This window comes from Castellaniella sp. MT123 (assembly GCF_039614765.1).
In the GTDB taxonomy this organism is placed as follows: domain Bacteria; phylum Pseudomonadota; class Gammaproteobacteria; order Burkholderiales; family Burkholderiaceae_B; genus Castellaniella.
Genome location: NZ_CP154879.1, coordinates 1,983,760 through 1,998,844, shown reverse-complemented (window position 1 = coordinate 1,998,844; position 15,085 = coordinate 1,983,760). Strand labels below are relative to the sequence as shown.

Genomic DNA, 15,085 nt, shown 5'->3' with positions numbered 1-15,085 from the left:
TCCGTGATCCTCGATGGCCCGAACGCCGCGAGGCGGCACGTGAATCCGTGGCGCGGCGCTACAGCCTGCGGACCATGGTGCAGCGCTACGAAACGGTCTGGCGCCGGTTGGCGATCGACTATCCCACTTTCCAGGCAGGCTGGCGTCCGGCTGAAACGATGGCCGCTGCGGCTGATGCGGGCCCGCATGGTGCCGCATTCGCAGGCGCACGACCGGCACCTCGGCTGCTTTTCTTCATCACCAACCCGGCCTTCCTGGTCTCGCATCGCCTGCCGATCGCCCTGGCCGCGCGCGACGCCGGCTACGAGGTGCACGTGGCATCCATGGGCGGGCCGGCCGTGGCGCAGCTGGAATCGCTGGGCCTGATTCATCACACGCTGCCGCTGTCGCGCACCAGCATGCGGCCCTGGACCGAGGCTCGCAGCCTGTGGGCGATCTGGCGGCTGTTCCGTCGGGTGCGTCCGGACGTGGTGCATGCCGTGACCCTGAAGTCCGTCCTGTATGGCGGCATTGCCAGCCGTCTGGCGCGTGTGCCCGCTTACGTGGCGGCGATTTCCGGCCTGGGCTATGTCTTCATCCGCGGGACTGGTCTACGCGGCCTGTTGCGGCGTCTGGCGCTGATCCTGTATCGACTGGCCCTGGGGCACCCGCACAGTCGCGTCATCTTCCAGAACACGGCGGACCGCGACGTGCTGATGGAGGCCGGGGCGGTTCGGGCGGACCAGGTTGTGATGGTGCGTGGATCCGGCGTGGATCTGGACCGCTTCACGCCGACGCCCTGGCCCGAGGGGCCGGTCACGGTCGCGATGGCCTCGCGCCTGCTACGCGACAAGGGGGTCGAGGAATTCGTCGAGGCGGCGCGTCTGTCGGCAGCCCGGGGCGAGGGGCTGTGCTGGCGTCTGGCGGGCAGCCTGGATCCGGAGAACCCCGCATCCGTGCGACCCGATCAGCTGCGCGCCTGGCAGGAGTCCGGCGTGATCGATTACGTGGGCGAATGTGAGGACGTCGCCGGGTTCTATGCCCAGTCTCACATTGTGACGCTGCCGTCGTATCGCGAGGGCCTGCCCAAGTCGCTGATTGAAGCGGCCGCCTGCGGCCGGCCCGTGGTCACCACGGACGTGCCGGGCTGCCGTGACGTCATCGAGCCGGATGTCAGCGGCCTGCTGGTGCCGGCGCGCGACGCGCGGGCCTTGGCCGATGCGGTGGGCCGCCTGGCGGCCGACGAAGGCCTGCGGGTGCGCATGGGCGCGGCCGGTCGCGCCCTGGCCGAGCGGGATTTCGGCCTGCCGGGCGTCGTGCGCACGCACCTGGCGCTTTATGCCGGATTGACGTCCTTCAACGGGGGCAGTGCCACACCGGGCACCTGATCCAGCGGGGCGCTCAGCAGCCGGTCGATCTGACGGTAAGTCTCGTCGATCAGCGGGCGCCCGATGGTGTCCTCGATCCGTTGATATTGTGCCTCGATCAACGGCGCGATCTGGTCGCACAGAGACCGGCTGTACGGCGTCAGGCCGATGATGATGCGCCGGTGATCATGTGCCGCCCGTTCGCGGGTGATCAGCCCCAGGCTTTGCATGCGGGCCAGCACGCCCGCCATGCTGGGGCTCAGGATCTGGCAGGACTGACACAACTGGTTCGGCTCCATCTCGCCATGTTCGTTCAGGCTGCGCAGAACCCGCCATTGCTGCTCGGTCAGGCCGAAATGGGTCAGGATGCCGCGAAAGTGGCTCAGTAACGCTTCGCGCGCCTTCAGCAGCAGCTGGGGCAGATTACGGTGGGTGATGCTGGGGGCCATAGGTTTCCTAATTCTCAATCGCTTGACTATCTAATATGTTAGATATACGATACCTCAAAAGATAACATATTAGTGAATTTCCGCCTGATTTACCGGGCGGCATCCATCGAGCGGGTCAATCCCTGGAGACGACACATGAAAAAACTGATCTGGACCCTGACGCTGACGGCGTCATGTTCGGCGCCTGCCCTGGCTGCGGACGTCACCCTGAAAATCGCACACTTTCTGCCCGCCAGCGCCGCCGCGCAGCAACGGGTGCTGGAACCCTGGTGCAAGGAACTGGGCCAGGCATCCAACGGCCGGATCGCCTGCCAATTCTATCCTGCGATGCAGCTGGGCGGGACGCCGGGGCAACTGGCCGACCATGCGCTGCATGGCGTGGCGGACGTCGTCTGGACCGCGCCGGGCTATTCAGCGGGGCGATTCCCGGTGATCGAAGCCATGGAATTGCCCTTCGTGGTCAAGGACGCGAGGTCCGGCAGCCGCGCCGCCTGGAAGTTCTATCAGCAGTACGCGCAACCGGAATTCTCCAAATACAAGGTGCTGGCCGTGCACGTGGATGGCGGGGTGGCCCTGCATACCGCCAACCGGCCGATCAAGGCGCTGGGCGACATCAAGGGCCTGAAGCTGCGCACCCCGACCCGCCTGGCTTCCAAGACGCTGGCGGCGTTGGGTGGCGAGCCAGTTTCCATGCCGCCGGCGCAGGTCACCGAGGCGATCTCCAAGGGGGTGGTCGATGGCGCCATGGGGGCCTGGGAAGTCGTGTTGCCGACCAAGCTGGACGAGGTCACGAAATACCATATCCAGCCCGCGGCCGGTGAAACCTATCCGTCCACGACCGTCCTGACGCTGCTCATGAACAAGCAGAAGTACGACAGCCTGCCCGCTGACCTGAAGACAGTGATCGATGCGCACAGCGGTCTGCCGCTGGTCGAGAAATTCGGCCAGGTCTGGGACGACGTCGCGGCCGAGACGCGCGCCAAGGTGCTGGCGGCGGGCGGCCAGGTCGTCGATCTGACGTCCGCCGACCTGAGCGCCATGAAGAATGCCGCCCGCCCGGTGGAGCAGGCCTGGCGCGAGGACATGGACAAGAAGGGGCAGGATGGGCGCAAGCTCTCCGAAGCCGCCCATGCCCTGGCACGTGACTGATCGCGGGTGACGCCATGCAGACTTCAGATCGGGATCCGGCGCATGCCGGACGAGGATGGGCCCTCCTGAATCGGGCCACCAAGGCCCTGGCGATGGGCGGCGGGCTGGTGTTCGTGGCCCTGATCGTCATATCCCTGGTTTCCATCATCGGGCGCAAGCTCGGGTTCGGCTCCATCACGGGCGATGTGGAAATCATGCAGACCGGGACAGCCGTGGCGGCGGCGGCCTTCCTGCCGTACTGCACGCTGGTCGGCGACCACCTGCGGGTGGACATCTTCACCGAATGGCTGCCGGCGAGGGTGCGGCAGGTCATGGACGGGATCTGCGAGCTGATCCTGGGGGCCGTGATCCTGCTGCTGGCTTGGCGCACGGGGCTGTCCGCGCTGCATCTGCGGGACGCCGGGGATACTACGACCCTGCTGGGCTGGCCGATCTGGATCCCGGTCGCCATCATGGTGCCCTGCTTGCTGCTCACCGTGTTGAGCACGGCCTGGCGGGTGCAAGCCGCCCTGGGGTGGGCGCAATATCGAAGCCGCCAGGAACAGATGGCGGTGGATCAAGGAGTCTCGGCATGAGTGGCACTCTGATCGGATTGAGCGGCTTTGCGGGCCTGCTGCTCATGTTGCTGTTGCGCGTTCACATCGCGGTGGCCATGCTGCTGGCGGGGGCGGCGATCTATCTGGCCGCCAACGGCGGGCTGTTCGACGGCCTGCTCTACACCCTGAACGGCCTGGTGTATGCCCGATTGTCGAACTATGACCTGGCCGTGGTCCCGTTGTTCATCCTGATGGGGCAATTCGCCACCCACGGTGGCCTGTCGCGCGCCCTGTTTCAGGCGGCGGGCAAACTGATCGGGCATTGGCGCGGCGGTCTGGCCATGGCGTCCGTGGCGGCCTGCGCCTCGTTCGGCGCTATCTGCGGCTCTTCCCTGGCCACGGCGGCTACCATGGGCCAGGTCGCGCTGCCGGAACTGAAGGCCAACGGCTATTCCGGGCGGCTGGCCACCGGCACGCTGGCAGCCGCCGGGACGCTGGGTATCCTGATCCCGCCGTCGGTGCCGCTTATCATCTACGCGGTGCTGACGCAGGATTCCATCGGCAAACTTTTCATGGCGGCCGTCATCCCGGGCATCATCGCCGCGATGGGCTATCTGCTGGTCATCCGCATCCTGGTGACGCGCAATCCGGAATCCGGGCCGACGGCTGCCAAGGCCACCTGGGACCAGGCCATGCTGGCCCTGGTCAAGGTGCTGCCCATCCTCGGGGTGTTCCTGGTGGTCGTGGTGGGTATCTACGGCGGTTGGGCGAACCCCACCGAGGCGGGGTCGGTTGGCGCGGGCGCCTGCGGCTTGATCGCACTGGCCGGGGGCATGGGCTGGGGCGGTGTGCGCGAAAGCCTGCTGGGCACGGCCCGGATCACCGGCATGATCTTCATGGTGCTGATCGGTGCCGACTTGCTGAATTCGTCCCTGGCCCTGTCGCAGATGCCGACCGAACTGGCCAATTGGGTGGTCGGCAGCGGCTTGCCGCCGTTGATGGTGCTGTTCGCCATCCTGGCGATCTATATTTTGCTGGGATGCGTCATGGATTCGCTGGCCATGATCCTGCTGACGATCCCCATTTTCCACCCGATGATCATGAGCCTGGATTTCTTCGGCATGTCGGCCGGGGACAAATCGATCTGGTTCGGCATCATGACGCTGATGGTGGTGGAGATCGGCCTGGTGCATCCGCCAGTCGGCATGAACCTGTACATCATCAACAAGCTGGCCAAAGGGGTGCCCATGAAGGAAACTGCCCTGGGGGTCATGCCCTTCCTGGCGTCGGACTTCACCCGGATCATCGTGCTGGCGCTGTTCCCCGGCATCACGCTGTGGCTGATCCATGTGCTGGGCTAAGGACCGGCGGACCATGAACACGACAACAGAAGCCTCCATGACTGACCGAAATCTCCTGTCGCCGGATGCCGCCGTCTACGGCGTCATCATGAATGACCGCGCCAGCCTGGACCGCCTGGCCGTGGCGGCGGCGCAGCCGCCCTACAAGGCCTTGCCGCAGGCCCCAGTGTTGTATGTGAAGCCGCGCAACACCTGGATGCGGGCGGCGGACAGGATCGTGTTGCCGCAGGGTGCCGATCGGGCCGAGATCGGCGCCGTGGTGGGCTTGCGCATGGGGCGCGACGCCGCGCGGTTGCATCCGGATGCGGCGCTGGATGCGGTGGATGCCTGTCTGCTCGCGGCCGACCTCAGCCTGCCGCATGCGAACTACTACCGTCCCGCCATCCGGGAAAAAAGCTTTGATGGGTCGCTCCCCTTGGCGCTGCTGGCAGGGGTGGCACCGGGCGACGTATCCACGCTCATCCTGCGCACGTGGCTCGACGATCAGCCGGTCGCCGAGCGTTCCCTGGACGATCTGATCCGTGGTCCCGCGCAGCTGCTGGCCGACGTCAGCGAGTTCATGACCTTGCGCCAGGGCGACGTGCTGCTGTTGGGCGTGGTCTATCAGTCGCCGGTCGCTTCGGCCGGGTCCCGGGTACGGGTCGAGGTCCCCGGCCTGGCGCAGCTGGCATTCACCGTGGCCGCGAAGGAGACATCGGCATGAAGCACGCACGCATTGCCTGGCAAGGCGGCATTCACCGGGTGGTGGTCGAGGGCGCGGGCACATTGCGCCTGGCTGATGGCCGGACGGCGGATGCCGCCGAGGCGATCTGGCTGCCGCCGGTGGAGATCGGCACGGCCTTTGCGCTGGGGCTGAACTACGCCGATCATGCGGCGGAACTGGCCTTCAAAGCACCCGAAACGCCCCTGGCCTTCCTGAAGGGGCCCAATACCTTCATCGGTCATCAGGCCCGCACCTGGCGCCCCGCCGGGGTGCGCAGCATGCATTATGAATGCGAACTGGCTGTGGTGATCGGGCGCGAAGGCGCCGACATCCGGCGCGAGGACGCCTATGACCATGTCGCCGGGTATACCGTGGCCAACGATTACGCGATCCGCGACTACCTGGAAAACTGGTATCGCCCGAACCTGCGCGTCAAAAACCGCGATGGCTGCACGCCCATCGGCCCCTGGATGGTGGATCGCGACGACGTACCCGACCCCATGGCCCTGGGCCTGCGCACACGCATCAATGGCCGCATCGTGCAGCAAGGCACGACGGCCGACATGATCTTCGACATTCCCGCCCTGATCGAATATCTGTCTTCCTTCATGACGCTGTCGCCCGGCGACGTGATCCTGACCGGCACCCCGCAGGGGCTGGCCGAGGTCATGCCCGGCGACGTCGTCGAAACCGAAATCGATTCGGTGGGCTGCCTGGTCAACACCATCGTGGGAGACGAGGCTCATTTTTCGCAACAACCGCACAATGGATGATATCGGCATGATCAAACATCTGATCAACGGGCGCGAGGTCGACAGCGCCGAGGTCCTGCAGACCCTGAACCCTGCGACGGGCGACGTGTTGGCGGAAGTCGCCAGCGGCGGCGCGGCCGAGGTCGAACAGGCCGTGCGGGCTGCCCACGACGCGGCGCCTGGCTGGGCCGCGACGTCGGCCACCGAGCGGGCCGCCATCCTGCATCGGCTGGGCGATCTGATCACCCGCGACGTGCCCGAACTGGCGCGCCTGGAAACTCAGGATACCGGCCAGGTCATCGGTCAGACCGGCAAGGCCCTGGTGCCTCGCGCCGCGCATAATTTTCACTTCTTCGCCGAACAGGTCCTGCGTTTGAATGGCGAAAGCTACCCCTCGGACACCGGCCACCTGAATGTGACCATGTGGCAGCCGGTCGGGGTCTGCGCGCTGATCTCTCCCTGGAACGTGCCGTTCATGACGGCCACCTGGAAGCTGGCCCCCTGTCTGGCGTTCGGCAACACGGCAGTCATGAAGATGAGCGAACTGTCACCGCTGACGGCAGATCGTCTGGGGCGGCTGGCCCTGGAAGCCGGCGTGCCGCCGGGGGTCTTCAACATCGTGCATGGCTATGGCCACACCGCGGGCGAAGCCCTGGTATCGCACCCGGACGTGCGGGCCATTTCCTTCACGGGTTCCACCCTGACGGGCCAGCGCATCGTGCGCGCCGCGGGCCTGAAGAAGTTCTCCATGGAACTGGGGGGCAAATCGCCCTTCATTGTCTTCGATGACGCGGATTACGAGCGGGCGCTGGATGCGGCGCTGTTCATGATCTTTTCCAACAACGGCGAACGTTGCACGGCTGGCAGCCGCATTCTGGTGCAGAAGGGGATCTACGATCGTTTCGTGTCCGACTTCACCGACCGGGCGCGGCGTCTGACGGTGGGGGATCCGCTGGATCCGAAGACCATCATCGGCCCCATGATCTCCGCCGGCCACCTGCGCAAGGTCACCAGCTACATCGAGGCCGGCCAGCGCGAAGGCGCGCGCTTGGTATGCGGGGGCGGCACGCCCGACGTGCCTGCGGCGCTGAAGGGCGGAAACTGGGTCCAGCCCACCGTCTTTGCCGACGTCGACAACCGCATGAGCATCGCCCAGGACGAGATCTTCGGACCGGTGCCCTGCCTGATTCCCTTCACGGACGAAGCCCAGGCTGTGGCGATCGCCAACGACACACCCTACGGCTTGTCGTCCTACGTCTGGACCGAAAGCACCGGGCGCGCCCTGCGCATGGGCCGCGCCGTGGAAGCCGGCATGGTGTTCGTCAACAGCCAGAACGTGCGTGACCTGCGCCAGCCTTTCGGCGGCGTGAAGGCTTCCGGTACGGGGCGCGAGGGCGGGCATTACAGCTACGAGGTGTTCTGCGAGGCCAAGAACATCTGCATCTCTTACGGAGATCACCCGATTCCGCGCTGGGGTCTCTGACCCTGGCGCCGTTGCAGCAACATCCGACCAACATCATCCACTACGCGGAGGAGCAAAATGGGTAAGGTCGCTCTGGCAGCAAAAATCACACACGTTCCGTCGATGTACATCTCCGAGCAGGAGGGTCCGCACAAGGGCTGCCGCAAGGCCGCCATCGACGGCCACGCCGAGATCGGCCGCCGCTGCCGCGAACAGGGCGTCGACACATTGGTGGTGTTCGACACCCACTGGCTGGTCAATTCGGGCTATCACATCAATTCCGCCCCGCACTTCGAGGGTGTCTACACCAGTAACGAACTGCCGCATTTCATCAAGAACATGCCCTATGCGTATTCGGGCAACCCGGAACTGGGCAAGGTGCTGGCCGATGCCTGCACGGCCGATGGCGTGCGGGTGCGTTCGCACGACAATACCAGCCTCGAGCTCGAATACGGCACCCTGGTTCCCATGCGCTACATGAACGAGGACAAGCACTTCAAAGTGGTGTCGGTCGCCGCGCTGTGCACGGTGCACAGCCTGCAGGATTCGGCAAAGCTGGGTGCCTCGATGCGCCGCGCGGTGGAGGAATCTTACGACGGCACGGTCGCCTTCCTGGCCAGCGGGTCGCTGTCGCACCGCTTCGCCCAGAACGGCGTGGCGGAAGACTATCTGTTCAAGCTCTGGAGCCCCTTCCTGGAAACCATGGACCGGGCCGTGATCGAGATGTGGGAAAGGGGCGACTGGGCGACGTTCTGCGCCATGCTGCCCGAGTACGCCGAGAAATGCCACGGCGAAGGCAACATGCACGACACCGCCATGTTGCTGGGGGCGCTGGGCTGGGATCGGTACCAGGGCCGCGCCGAGGTCATCACCCCGTATTTCGGCAGTTCTGGCACGGGGCAGATCAACGCGGTTTTCCCCGTCTGAGGCGGGACCACTTCCAAGGATCCGTAGATGGCACACCTGATTTTTGAATATACCGACAATCTTGCCCGCGAAGGCGCGGACATTCCCGCGCTGCTGCGCAAGGCCAATCGCGTCATGCTCGACATGAAGGTGTTCCCGCCGGGCGGGATCCGCTCGCGGGCGATCCCGCTGCAGGATTACTGCGTGGCCGAAGGCGACCATGACGATGCCTTCGTGCATGCCACGGTCAAGATCGGCGCCGGCCGCGATCCACAGGTCGTCCAGCGGACGGCAGCTGCGCTCTTCGACATGATGAAGACGCATTTTCAGCCCCTGTTCGAACGCCGCACGCTCGCCCTGTCTTTGGAATTGAACGAGTTTTCCGAGGCCGGTACCCTCAAGCACAACAACATTCATGCGCGCTATGCAAAATCCTGAACTTCTCGTGTCCGACCGCGCGGTCGATGTCGTGGCGCCGCGCCTTTCGCCCGATGCCATCACCCAGGTCGCGCTGGCGCTGCATCAGGCCGAACGATCGCGCGTCCAGACTCGCGCCCCCTCGCTGAGTCATCCTGGGATCACGGTCGAGGATGCCTACGCCATCCAGAGCGCGGGGATCCGGCTCAAGCAGCAGGAAGGCAGGCGCATCGTGGGCCGCAAGATCGGGCTGACCTCCCGGGCCATGCAGCGATCCTCGCAGATCGATGAACCCGACTATGGGGTGCTGCTGGACGACATGCTCTTCGACACCGGTAGCGAGATCCCCTTTGACCGCTTCATCCAGCCCATGGTCGAGGTCGAGCTGGTGTTTCATCTGGTGCGCGACCTGGCCGGTCCCGATGTGTCGCTGTTCGATGTGCTCGAAGCCACCGATTATGTGATGCCCGCCATTGAGATCATCGATGCACGCTGCCACCGGGTCGATCCGGAAACGGCGCGTCCGCGCCTGGTGATGGACACCATTTCCGACAATGCCGCCAGCGCCGGCATGGTGGTGGGGGGGCGTGTCACCCGGCCTCAGGATCTGGATCTGCGCTGGGTGTCGGCGCTCCTGAGCCGCAACGAAGTGATCGAGGAAACCGGGGTGGCGGCCGGGGTCCTGAACCATCCGGCCAACGGCATCGTCTGGCTGGCCCGGAAACTGGCGCCTCATGGGGTTGCCCTGGAAGCCGGCCAGCTGATCCTGGCGGGATCCTTCACCCGGCCGGTGGCGGTCCGTCAGGGCGATACTTTTCATGTGGACTACGGGACGCTGGGCAGCCTGTCCTGTCGTTTCGCCTGACCCCTCCGGAGCCCGCCATGTCCGACATTCGCAATCGCTTCAAGGCCGCGCTGCGCGACAGCGTGATCCCCCGCATCGGCCTGTTCCTGGGGCTGTGCGACCCCTACAGCGCCGAGCTGCTGGCCGGAACGGGCTTCGACTGGCTGCTGATCGACGCCGAACACGGGCCCAACGACATGCGCACCGTGCTGGCCCAGCTGCAGGCGCTGCAGGGGCGCGGGCCAGACACCCTCGTGCGCATGGTCGATCACGATCCGGCACGCATCAAGCAATTGCTGGACATCGGCGTACAGACCCTGTTGGTGCCCATGGTGGACTCCGCAGAACAGGCGCGCGCGCTGGTGCGCGCCACCCGCTATCCGCCCGAAGGCATCCGCGGGGTCGGCACGGCGCTGGCCCGGGCGGCCCGCTGGAACGGTGTGCCGGATTATCTGCGGCAGGCCAACGATGAAATCTGCCTGATCGTTCAGGCCGAATCGTGCGAAGGCCTGGCCGCCCTGGACGAGATTCTGGCGGTCGATGGCATCGACGCGGTTTTCATCGGGCCGTCGGATCTGGCGGCGTCCATGGGGCATCTGGGGCAGCCGAATCACCCTGACGTCCAGACGGCGGTGCTGGATGCGATTCGGCGCATTGCCCGCAGCGGCAAGGCAGCCGGCGTCTTCGCCACCCGGCTGGATGCCGCGAGCGCCTTTGCGCAGGCGGGGGCGCATTTCGTGGCGGTGGGCACCGATACGCTGCTGCTGCGCCAGGCCGCCGAGGGCCTGGTCAAGGCTTTTCGCGAAGGCGCGGACCGGGCGGTCGGATCGGGCTATTGATCAGGGTCGTCAGGTTCGGCCCGGCCAGCTGCGGGATCGCGGTTCGCTAGAACGGCAGTTCCCGGCCCGGCAGCAGCGCATGGATCGCGTCGCGGAATTCCCCCTGGATCCGCGCCAGGGCTTCCGGGGAATCGCCCTCGAAGCGCAGGACGATGACGGGCGTCGTGTTCGACGCCCGTGCCAGACCAAAACCATCGGCGTATTCGGCGCGCACCCCGTCGATGGTGACGCGGTCCTGGGCAGTCGGAAATTTTCCTTCGGCCTGCAGGCGTTCGATGAAGGCATGCGGTTCGCCTTCGGCCATGGGAAGTTTCAGTTCGGGAGTGGAAGTGCCCTGCGGCAGGGCTTCCAGCACCTGGCTGGGGTTGGCGCTGCGCGACAGGATCTCCAGCAGGCGGGCGCCCGCATAGAGCCCGTCATCGAAGCCATACCAGCGTTCCTTGAAGAAGATATGGCCGCTCATCTCGCCCGCCAGCGGCGCGCCGGTCTCGGCCAGGCGGGCCTTGATCAGCGAGTGCCCGGTCTGCGACATGTCGGGGACTCCGCCCGCGTCCCGGATTGCCTGGCCCAGGTGGCGGCTGCACTTCACGTCGTAGATGACGGGGGCGCCCGGCATTCGGCTCAGCACGTCGCGGGCGAACAGGATCATCTGGCGATCGGGCCAGATGATCTGGCCCGATCGGGTGACCACGCCCAGACGGTCGGCATCGCCATCGAAGGCCAGGCCGATTTCGCAGTCCGTGCGTTGCAGGTGCGCGATCAGGTCTTGCAGGTTCTTCGGTTCGGCGGGGTCCGGATGGTGGTTCGGAAAGCGGCCGTCCACCGTGCAGTAGAGTTCATCGACCGTGCAGCCCAGGGCGCGGAAGAGCTGGCCGGCCACCACCGCGCCCACGCCATTGCCGCAGTCGATGGCGATGTGCATGGGGCGCGCGAGCTTCACGTGGTCCGTGATCCGGCGCACGTAGGTGTCGATCAGGTCGCGCGATTCGGCGTGCCCCGGCGAGATGCCGGCGGGCGCCTGGATATTCGCCATCGAGACGCGCAGGGTCTGGATATCCTGACCATGCAGGGTACGGCCCCCCATCATCATCTTGAAGCCGTTGTAGTCGGGCGGGTTGTGGCTGCCCGTGATCGCCACCCCGGAACCGCTGCCGTCCAGATGGGCGGCGAAATACACCAGCGGTGTATGCACCAGGCCCAGACTGACGGTGTCGATACCGCCGGCGTGCAGGCCGGCCTGCAGCGCCTGGGCCAGCCCTGGGCTGCTCAGGCGGCCGTCGTACCCAACGGCCAGGCTGCGCACGCCTTCGCGCCGTGCCATGTCCGCCAGGGCCAGGCCCAGCCGGTGCGCGAATGATTCATTCAATTGGTCGGGGACGGTGCCCCGGATGTCATAGGCTTTGAAGACAGCGGCGGGCAGGGACACGGTCGATCTCGGGTGGTGATTGGAAAATGTCCGGCGGGGCCGCGACGCAAGCGCGCCACGTCGGCCCGGGATGCCTGTCATTATCGCCGATTACAATGAATCCCTCTTCGGACAGGATACGGGGTTCTCTCGTCATGGATCATCTGGAAGCATTGCGGGCGGCGGTGGGCGTGTCGCAGGTACTGACCGGTGCGGATGCGCAATCCTACGAGGTCGACTGGCGCGAGCGCTACCGGGGGCGCGCACTGGCGGTGGTGCGGCCCGGCTCCACGGCGGAAGTCGCCGCGGTCATGCGGATTTGCGCGCAGGCCGGCATCCCGGTGATTCCGCAGGGGGGCAACACGGGCCTGTGCGGTGGCGCCACGCCAGACGACTCGGGGCGCGCGGTGATCCTCTCGCTGCAGCGGCTGAACCGGGTGCGCGGCATCGATACCGACAACGACACCATGGACGTGGAGTCCGGCTGCATCCTGCAGTCGGTGCAGCAGGCCGCGCGCGAGGCGGGTCGGCTGTTTCCGCTCAGTCTGGCGGCCGAAGGCAGCTGCACGATCGGCGGCAACCTGGCGACCAATGCGGGCGGCACGCAGGTGCTGCGCTACGGCAACATGCGCGAACTCACCCTGGGGCTGGAGGTCGTCACCGTCCAGGGCGAGATCTGGCATGGGCTGCGCGGGCTGCGCAAGGACAACACGGGCTACGATCTGCGCGACCTGTACATCGGCAGCGAAGGCACGCTGGGGGTCATCACGGCGGCGACGCTCAAACTGCATCCGCTGCCGGTGGCGCGCTGCACGGCGTTGCTGGCGCTCGACTCGATCGAATCCGCCATTGACATGCTGGGGCGGGCACGGGCGGGGCTGGGGGCTTCGCTCACGGGCTTCGAACTGATGGCGGGCAACTGCCTGCAGGACGTGGTGCGCTGCTTTCCGCAGCAGCGTCTCCCCTTCGAGGGGGCCTCGGCCGCGCTGCCCTGGTACGCGCTGCTGGAATTGTCCGACAGCGAATCCGAGACGCACGCCCGCGAGCGCTTCGAGGTGGTGGTGGGCGAGGCCATCGAGGCCGGTGTTGTGCTCGACGCGGTGATCGCCGAATCCATGGCACAGAGCCACGCCCTGTGGCACCTGCGCGAAAGCATTCCCCTGGCCGAAAAGGAATCCGGCAAGAGCATCAAGCACGACGTGTCGATCCCGGTGTCGCGCATGGCGGAATTCGTGCAGGGGACGAACGCGGCGCTGCAGGCGGCGTTTCCCGGCATCCGCCATGTGATCTTCGGGCACCTGGGCGACGGCAACCTGCACTACAACGTGGCGCGCGGGGTGGACTGGGCCGAGGGCGCGCTGCTGGCGCGTCAGGAAGACGTGTACGCGCTGGTGCACGAACGGGTGCATGCCGTGGGTGGATCGATCAGTGCGGAACACGGGGTGGGGCAGCTCAAGCGCGACGCCCTGCCGCTCTACAAAGACCCGGTGGAGATGGCGCTGATGCACCGCATCAAGGCGGCGCTGGATCCGCAGGGCATCATGAACCCGGGCAAAGTCCTGGCCTGACGGGATGGGCCGTCGCTGGCGCGCTGCCGCATGGGCGGCACGCCGGTCGGGCAGCGGGGCCCTCTTCCCGGGGTATCATGGCGCCGTTTCCAACCCCTTCGGAGTGTCCTGAAATGACCATTCAACGTATCGAACCCGGCGCGCGCATGAGCGCCGCCGTCGTCCACGGCAACACGGTCTACCTGGCTGGCCAGACCGGCAGCGGTGACGACGTCCAGGCCCAGGCCCGTTCGGCCCTGGCCAAGGTCGACGAACTGCTGGCCAAGGTCGGCAGCCACAAGTCCAAGATCCTGCAGGCCACGATCTGGCTGCGCGACATGGCCGACTTCGCCGCCATGAACCCCGTCTGGGAAGCCTGGATCGATCCGGCCAATCCGCCCACCCGCGCCACCGGCGAAGCCCGTCTGGCCGGCCCCGACCTGAAATTCGAAGTCATCATCGTCGCCGCGCTGGACTGATCAGCGTTTCTGGCACTGCGGGCAGAAATAGGTGGCGCGCTGACCCTGCACGATGCGCCGGATCGGTGTGCCGCAGCGCGGGCAGGGCTGCCCGTCCCGCTCGTACACCGCCGCGTGCAGCGTGAAATAGGCGCCGGGCGCGCCCTGCGCATTGACGTAATCGCGCAGCGTGCTGCCGCCCGATTCCAGGGCCTGGTTCAGGGTTTGCAGGATGGCGGCGTGCAGGCGGATGCTGCGCGGGCGTGACAGCCGGCTGCCCGGTGTGCGCGGGTCGATTTCCGCCAGATACAGCGATTCGGATGCGTAGATGTTGCCCACCCCCACGACGATGCGCCCGCCCAGCAGCAGCTGCTTGACCGCTTGGCGGTGCGCCTGCAGGCCGGCATGCAGCAAGGCCGGCGTGAAGGCTGGATCGAAGGGCTCCACGCCCAGCGAGGCGAGCAGCGGATGATCGCCGATCGGGCCGGCTTCGGCCGGGTGCCACAGCACCGCGCCAAAGCGGCGCGGGTCATGCAGCAGAAAACGGGCGTCGTCGAACACCCATTCCACGTGATCGTGCTTGCGCAAGGGGGCATCCAGCGGCACTCGGCGCAACGACCCCGACATGCCCAGATGGACGATCAGCGTGCCATGCGGAAAACGGATCAATAGGTATTTTCCCCGGCGTTCGCAAGCCACCACCGGGGTGTTTTCCAGCGTCTTCGGCAGGGTGGGCGGGATGGGCCATCGCAGCCTGGGCTCGTGCACGATGAGACGGCGCAGAATCCGTCCGGGCATGACCGTGGCAATTCCACGACGCGTTGTTTCGACTTCTGGCAGCTCGGGCATGACAGGGTGATAACATCCAGTTTCGATGATGCAATTTTGCCACTAGACGCGGGCTGTTCTCG

General features: G+C 66.2%; 16 protein-coding genes. 13 read left to right on the top strand and 3 right to left on the bottom strand.

Going from position 1 to position 15,085, the window contains the following annotated elements:
- Positions 1-158 precede the first annotated feature (158 nt).
- Positions 159-1,367, top strand: coding sequence for a glycosyltransferase family 4 protein (locus ABCV34_RS09340; RefSeq protein WP_345798750.1), 1,209 nt, complete (start codon positions 159-161; stop codon positions 1,365-1,367).
- On the opposite strand, the gene hpaR is transcribed toward ABCV34_RS09340, so the two are convergent.
- Positions 1,316-1,795 (bottom strand): homoprotocatechuate degradation operon regulator HpaR, encoded by a 480-nt coding sequence (gene hpaR / locus ABCV34_RS09335; RefSeq protein ID WP_345795952.1) that lies wholly within the window; start codon positions 1,793-1,795, stop codon positions 1,316-1,318. The genes ABCV34_RS09340 and hpaR overlap by 52 nt on opposite strands.
- Positions 1,796-1,930: 135 nt before the next feature.
- Here hpaR and ABCV34_RS09330 point away from each other — a divergent pair, with 135 nt between their 5' ends.
- From ABCV34_RS09330 to ABCV34_RS09285, 10 genes are read left to right on the top strand one after another with little or no spacing between them, the layout of a single operon-like run.
- The gene (locus ABCV34_RS09330; protein WP_345795951.1) at positions 1,931-2,944 is read left to right on the top strand and encodes a TRAP transporter substrate-binding protein; all 1,014 of its coding nucleotides are present in this window, start codon (positions 1,931-1,933) and stop codon (positions 2,942-2,944) included.
- Between the two features lie 14 nt (positions 2,945-2,958).
- Positions 2,959-3,519, top strand: coding sequence for a TRAP transporter small permease (locus tag ABCV34_RS09325; RefSeq protein ID WP_345795950.1), 561 nt, complete (start codon positions 2,959-2,961; stop codon positions 3,517-3,519).
- Positions 3,516-4,841, top strand: coding sequence for a TRAP transporter large permease (locus ABCV34_RS09320; protein ID WP_345795949.1), 1,326 nt, complete (start codon positions 3,516-3,518; stop codon positions 4,839-4,841). The genes ABCV34_RS09325 and ABCV34_RS09320 overlap by 4 nt, the downstream gene beginning before the upstream one ends.
- Before the next feature lie 37 nt (positions 4,842-4,878).
- Entirely contained in the window at positions 4,879-5,544 is a 666-nt protein-coding gene (locus tag ABCV34_RS09315) for a fumarylacetoacetate hydrolase family protein (RefSeq protein WP_345795948.1), read from the top strand.
- A complete protein-coding gene (locus tag ABCV34_RS09310) occupies positions 5,541-6,317 on the top strand; it encodes a fumarylacetoacetate hydrolase family protein (protein WP_345795947.1) in 777 nt (258 codons plus the stop codon). The genes ABCV34_RS09315 and ABCV34_RS09310 overlap by 4 nt, the downstream gene beginning before the upstream one ends.
- Before the next feature lie 7 nt (positions 6,318-6,324).
- Positions 6,325-7,779 carry a 5-carboxymethyl-2-hydroxymuconate semialdehyde dehydrogenase gene (gene hpaE / locus ABCV34_RS09305; RefSeq protein WP_345795946.1) on the top strand — a complete coding sequence of 485 codons (1,455 nt, stop codon included), beginning with the start codon at positions 6,325-6,327 and terminating at the stop codon, positions 7,777-7,779.
- 57 nt (positions 7,780-7,836) lie between these two features.
- Positions 7,837-8,685: a 3,4-dihydroxyphenylacetate 2,3-dioxygenase gene (gene hpaD / locus ABCV34_RS09300; protein ID WP_345795945.1), complete on the top strand. Its 849-nt coding sequence runs from the start codon at positions 7,837-7,839 to the stop codon at positions 8,683-8,685.
- A 27-nt stretch (positions 8,686-8,712) separates the two neighbouring features.
- A complete protein-coding gene (locus tag ABCV34_RS09295) occupies positions 8,713-9,102 on the top strand; it encodes a 5-carboxymethyl-2-hydroxymuconate Delta-isomerase (protein ID WP_345795944.1) in 390 nt (129 codons plus the stop codon).
- 7 nt (positions 9,103-9,109) lie between these two features.
- Entirely contained in the window at positions 9,110-9,946 is an 837-nt protein-coding gene (gene hpaH / locus ABCV34_RS09290; protein WP_345795943.1) for a 2-oxo-hept-4-ene-1,7-dioate hydratase, read from the top strand.
- Positions 9,947-9,963: 17 nt separating this feature from the next.
- On the top strand, positions 9,964-10,764 hold the full coding sequence (locus ABCV34_RS09285) for an aldolase/citrate lyase family protein (RefSeq protein WP_345795942.1): 801 nt from the start codon (positions 9,964-9,966) through the stop codon (positions 10,762-10,764).
- Between the two features lie 46 nt (positions 10,765-10,810).
- Here ABCV34_RS09285 and ABCV34_RS09280 read toward each other — a convergent pair whose 3' ends face one another.
- On the bottom strand, positions 10,811-12,190 hold the full coding sequence (locus ABCV34_RS09280; RefSeq protein WP_345795941.1) for a phosphomannomutase/phosphoglucomutase: 1,380 nt from the start codon (positions 12,188-12,190) through the stop codon (positions 10,811-10,813).
- Positions 12,191-12,324: 134 nt separating this feature from the next.
- Here ABCV34_RS09280 and ABCV34_RS09275 point away from each other — a divergent pair, with 134 nt between their 5' ends.
- Together ABCV34_RS09275 and ABCV34_RS09270 are read left to right on the top strand one after the other, a co-directional pair.
- A complete protein-coding gene (locus tag ABCV34_RS09275; RefSeq protein ID WP_345795940.1) occupies positions 12,325-13,737 on the top strand; it encodes an FAD-binding oxidoreductase in 1,413 nt (470 codons plus the stop codon).
- A gap of 113 nt (positions 13,738-13,850) precedes the next feature.
- Positions 13,851-14,195, top strand: a complete 345-nt coding sequence (locus ABCV34_RS09270) for a RidA family protein (RefSeq protein WP_345795939.1) — start codon at positions 13,851-13,853, stop codon at positions 14,193-14,195.
- Here ABCV34_RS09270 and mutM read toward each other — a convergent pair whose 3' ends face one another.
- Positions 14,196-15,023, bottom strand: a complete 828-nt coding sequence (gene mutM, locus ABCV34_RS09265) for a bifunctional DNA-formamidopyrimidine glycosylase/DNA-(apurinic or apyrimidinic site) lyase (RefSeq protein WP_345795938.1) — start codon at positions 15,021-15,023, stop codon at positions 14,196-14,198.
- Between the last annotated feature and the right edge of the window lie 62 nt (positions 15,024-15,085).